Origin of the sequence: Flavobacterium sp. AJR, from assembly GCF_002156885.1 — a bacterium.
Taxonomy (GTDB): domain Bacteria; phylum Bacteroidota; class Bacteroidia; order Flavobacteriales; family Flavobacteriaceae; genus Flavobacterium.
This window is the reverse complement of the sequence record NZ_NCWQ01000154.1, coordinates 1-4,901: the sequence shown is the minus strand read 5'-3', so window position 1 is coordinate 4,901 and position 4,901 is coordinate 1. Positions and strand designations below refer to the sequence as shown.

Below are 4,901 nucleotides of genomic sequence, written 5' to 3'. Positions count from 1 at the left end.
TTTCACAAATTAATTAGCGCTAATTTGTGTAATTTTCGGTTAATAAATAAGTATTGTAGCCTAGCAGACTTTCAGTCTGCCAACCAAATCTATGAACTTTTAGTCCATAGTGGTTTAATTAAATAAAAAACAAACAACAACTCTTTTTTATAGATAATTTCGTAAACAAACTAAAAAAATATTCTAATATGAAATACATATTGACCTTATTAATCACGCTGCTTTCATATAATATGTATTCGCAAAATATTATTGGCGAATATTGGCGTATTAGCGAAATTATTGGACAAGACACAAATTACACTCAAGAATATGTTTTACAAAAAATGGATAAAGATGATAAACCTTATTCAATGTATGGAAATAGAATATTCTTTGATAAGAACAACACATTTAAATGTAGTTATTCTGCTACGTGCGGAAATGATTGTTTTCCATCGTCAGTAGGTACATACAAACTCATAGACAACAAACATATCGAGATAGATATAAATGAATTTTCGCAAACAGGAGATTGTGAGCAAAAAAAGATTGCACTAAATCTTAAACTAAGATATTATATATCGCAGAAGACAGATAAAATAATTAAACTCATTAAGAGCGATGGAAACATTTTTCAGGATAATCTAAACGAAAAATACTCTTTAATGGTTGATAATTATAGAGAAGAAGTGAAAAACGGAAGCTTCGATTTGCTTAATTTTAAAACAAACCAAAAAGACAATTTCCTACGAGTAAATGCATATATAAAGAATAAAACTAAAATTAAAAACTATAAAATTCTCTATACCCAAAAATTAGATGGCACTTTTCTAATAAATTTAGTTCAAAATGAAGACGCAGAGAATGATTATTTTTATATCATAAATGCTTTTGTAGACAATTTCGAATACAATGTTGGATATTATAAACTCAAAAAGAAGTAAAAACCACTTCTTTTTGAGTTTAAAATCCTAACAGGTTTCAAAAACCTGTTAGGTATTAAATTGTGCTAAACAATCCCTAAAAGGTCAAGAAAAGACCTTACAGGATAACATATTTAACTTTTAAATCTGCATCATCTGCGAAACTTTAAACTTTAAACTTTAAACTTTAAACTTTAAACAAGTTTAATATCCAAAAGGATTATCTACACTATCCATTGGCTCAGTAAACCACTTAGGACCATTTGCAGTCATATAAAAATGATCTTCATGGCGAATACCAAATTTCCCAGGAATACAAATCATCGGCTCATTACTTACAACCATTCCTTCTTCAAGTTCTATTTCGCTTCCTCTTACCAAATAAGGATATTCGTGAATGTCTAAACCAGTCCCATGTCCTACTCGATGAGGTAATCCAGGTAAATTATAATCAGAACTTAATCCCGCTTCCGCTAAAGTTTTTCTGGCAGCATCATCTACAGAACCGCAAGTAGCACCTATTTTGGCAGCTACAAAAGCAGCATGTTGCGTTGCTTTTTCCAGATTCCAAATAGTTTTATATTCCTCAGATGCTGTTCCATAAGCATAAGATCTTGTAATATCCGAAATGTATCCTTCTAATTTACAACCTGTATCGATAATAACTGCTCCATTATCTTTTAAATCCTGAGGAACAGATACGCCGTGAGGATATTGTGTATCATCGGCAAACAAAACAATACAAAAATACGATCCCGAAGGTATACCCGCTTTTATATGCGCTGCATTAATAAAACTAGTAACTTCATTAGCGCTAATTCCTGGGCGTAATATCTTGGCAGCAGCACGTTGCACAACCATTGTAATATCTTTGGCTCTTTGGATAATAGCAATTTCATTTGCCGATTTTTGCATTCTGCAACCCGAAGTAATTGGCAAAGCATTTATAATCGTATAAGATTGATTCGTTTTAGTAACACCATCAACCAAGAAATATGGAGCCGACTCATCTAAAGCAATAGTTTCGCCAACTATGTTTTTATTCTTTAATAATTCGCCCATTAAAGCATACGGAGATTCATGCTCTTCCCAACAGTTGATTTTTCCGTTTATTTCCATATACTTTTTAAAAGTACCTTCTTCAAACTTAGGAACAATATAATCTAGTGTTCCATCATCGTATAGTAAAGCACCAACCATTCTTTCAGATGGATTCCATTTTGTACCAGTAAAATAATAAAGGTTCGTTCCAGCGTTAACATAAGTCGCCTTTACCTTTACCTCTTTCATAATAGCAACTGCTTTTTTAATCCTACCTAAATATTCCTCTGACTGGATTGGTTTTACATCCAAAGTCATATTTTCAATTTTTTCTAACTCAATAGCTGCGTTTGAGCCTCCTATTCCAATTGCCATTTATTATATTTTTAAGTTATTTTATTTATCTAAAACCGTTAAGGTATATTATTTATATGTAGCGTAAAAATTAACCACAAGGTTGACACAAAGTTCGTAAAGTTTTTAAAATCTTTCTAATCATCAAGGAAATTTAACCGCAAAGTCTTAAATCCTTTTAATCTCTTTAATCTGTGGCAAAAAAAATTAACCGCAAAGCTCGCAAAGTTTATCCTCAATATTGTCTTTCTGAGGAACGAAGAATCTCCACAAAAAACTCCACAATCTTTGCGGAGCTACTCACGGAGACCCTTCCTGCGTCAGGGCGACAAGATTGTGGCAATTCGTAGCAGAAAAAAATAACCGCAAAGTTTTTAAAATCCTTTTAATCTATTTAATCTGTGGCGAAAATTAACCACAATCTTTGCGGAGCTACTCACGGAGACCCTTCCTGCGTCAGGGTGACAAGATTGCGCTAATTCGCACACATTCACAAAACCTTAGTATCTTAGCTCCTCAAAACCTTTGCCTCTCTGAACCTTTGTCCCTCTGAACCTTAAAAAACCTACCTAAGTATAAACCCATTTTTCATAGGATCTTTTGGATCTATGATAAAAGTATTTACGCCTGTTACAAAAGCAGTTCCTTGTACTTGCGGAATCACCGCCTGAAACGGACCAAAATCTTTTTCCTCAACAAGCGAACCTTTAAAAGTACTTCCTGTAATACTTTCTATCGTAATAGATTCATTCGGTTTTATGGCATTTCTAGCATTCTCGATAGCAATTCTGCCTGAAACACCCGAACCTGTTGGAGAACGATCTACTTCGCCATCGGCAAAAACACAAACATTCCTGCTATGATTAGCAATATCCTGTGGTTCATCTATAAAAATTGTTCCGTAAAGAAAACTCAAATCATCTTCAAAAGGATGTAAAACTTCTTTATCCTGATTCATAACAGCATGTTTTATATCCATTCCGCTCTGAATAATGGTACGATAATCTTCTTCGGTTAAACCGAAATTTAAATGTGTATTTTTTCTCAAATCTACATAAGCATAAAATGCACCGCCATAAGCCAAATCATAAACAACATTTCCTATCCCGGGAACATCTACAATACGATCCAATCCTACAACAAAACTAGGCACACAATGAAAACGTACTCCAGTAACTTCTCCGTTTTTAATCGTAACATAAGAGAATATTCTACCACAAGGAGCATCTATTTTCAGTTCATTTTCGCCTTCTATTACAGTAATCCAGTTCATTTTTGCGGCAAGCGTGCTTATCGCAATAATAGCATGACCACACATACTACTATATCCCTCGTTATGCATAAACAAAATTCCAAAATCGGCATCATCATCATTTGGCGGAAGCAAAATACAACCGTACATATCAGCATGACCACGAGGTTCAAACATTAATGAAGTTCTTAAATAATCGTAATTCTCTTTAATATCTCTACGATATTCCAATACACTATTTCCTTTAAGTTCTGGGAAACCCGAAACAATAACACGCAACGGTTCGCCACCAGTATGCATATCAATCGTTTTTATTTGTAACGCATTCGATGCTATTTTATATTCTGTATTACTACAAATATTACTATACGTTTTAGACATTTATCTCTGATTTTAAATTAAACTCTTTATAAAAATAAGCTGCAGCAACAAGGTCTTCTAAAGCATGACCAACCGACTTAAAGAAAGTGATTTCAGTATCAGATGTTCTACCTTGTTTTTTATTGCTACATAATTCAAATAAATCTGCTTTAATAGATTCTCTTGTAATAATCCCATTGGTTAACGGAATTAAAATATCGCCACTTTCCTTTAATCCACCCTGATAAGTATCAAGAAACACACTCGATTTTAAGATTGCTTCATCATCGGCTTCACGCATATCCTTTTTATATGCACCAACCAGATCCAGATGTTGCCCTGCTTTAAGCCATTTACCAAACACAAGCGGAATAGGCGACAATGTTGCCGAAGAAATTATATCAACTTGTGATATTACTTCTTCGATTGTAGAAACTGCTGTACAAGTAAACGGAAAACCTTTTAGAGCGTCACAAACCATTTGTGCTTTTTCTATTGTTCTTCCCCACACATATACTTGTTTTATAGGACGAACACTGGCATGAGCCTGAATTAAATTAATTGCCAAAGCACCAGTTCCTATCATAAGCATAGACGAAGCATCCTTGCGAGAAAGGTAACTACTTGCCAATGCCGATGTTGCTGCTGTTCTTTTACCTGTTAGGGATTTAGCATCCAGAATTGCTTTGATATTCCCTTTATGTCCATCTAGATAAATGTATGTTCCTTGTATAGAAGGCAAATCATACTTACCGTTATTAGGGCTTACGGTAACAATTTTTACTCCTAAATCTTTCCCTGGCTGAAATGCGGGCATTAATAATAATGTAGAATCTTTGTTTTCCTCAGGGTTAGAAAAATCATGGTGATGCCGAAGAGGTACTTCAATTTTTTCTGTCGAAAATCCATCACGAAGTCCTTCGATTAATTTTTTAAAATCACAATTTTCTTCAATAAAATTGTCTGAAATAAGTTGAATAGGTTCCATA

Annotated in this window: 4 protein-coding genes; 1 reads left to right on the top strand and 3 read right to left on the bottom strand. The window is 33.8% G+C overall.

From position 1 onward, the window contains the following. Positions 1 to 188: 188 nt before the first annotated feature. Positions 189 to 926, top strand: a complete 738-nt coding sequence (locus tag B8T70_RS22985) for a hypothetical protein (RefSeq protein WP_123912160.1) — start codon at positions 189 to 191, stop codon at positions 924 to 926. 183 nt (positions 927 to 1,109) lie between these two features. Here B8T70_RS22985 and B8T70_RS22980 read toward each other — a convergent pair whose 3' ends face one another. The 3 genes from B8T70_RS22980 to B8T70_RS22970 form a co-directional block, all read right to left on the bottom strand. Beyond that, the gene (locus B8T70_RS22980) at positions 1,110 to 2,321 is read right to left on the bottom strand and encodes a Xaa-Pro peptidase family protein (protein WP_086896376.1); all 1,212 of its coding nucleotides are present in this window, start codon (positions 2,319 to 2,321) and stop codon (positions 1,110 to 1,112) included. A gap of 544 nt (positions 2,322 to 2,865) precedes the next feature. Then, positions 2,866 to 3,933 carry a proline racemase family protein gene (locus tag B8T70_RS22975; protein ID WP_039114393.1) on the bottom strand — a complete coding sequence of 356 codons (1,068 nt, stop codon included), beginning with the start codon at positions 3,931 to 3,933 and terminating at the stop codon, positions 2,866 to 2,868. Beyond that, positions 3,926 to 4,901, bottom strand: a 976-nt coding sequence (locus B8T70_RS22970; RefSeq protein ID WP_086896375.1) for an ornithine cyclodeaminase family protein, incomplete at its 5' end; no start/stop codon positions are given. The genes B8T70_RS22970 and B8T70_RS22975, both read right to left, overlap by 8 nt.

Bases quoted from the DNA above. Each gene is read 5' to 3' on its own strand.
- B8T70_RS22985 (WP_123912160.1), top strand. From the start codon at position 189: ATGAAATACATATTGACCTTATTAATCACGCTGCTTTCATATAATATG.
- B8T70_RS22980 (WP_086896376.1), bottom strand. From the start codon at position 2,321: ATGGCAATTGGAATAGGAGGCTCAAACGCAGCTATTGAGTTAGAAAAA.
- B8T70_RS22975 (WP_039114393.1), bottom strand. From the start codon at position 3,933: ATGTCTAAAACGTATAGTAATATTTGTAGTAATACAGAATATAAAATA.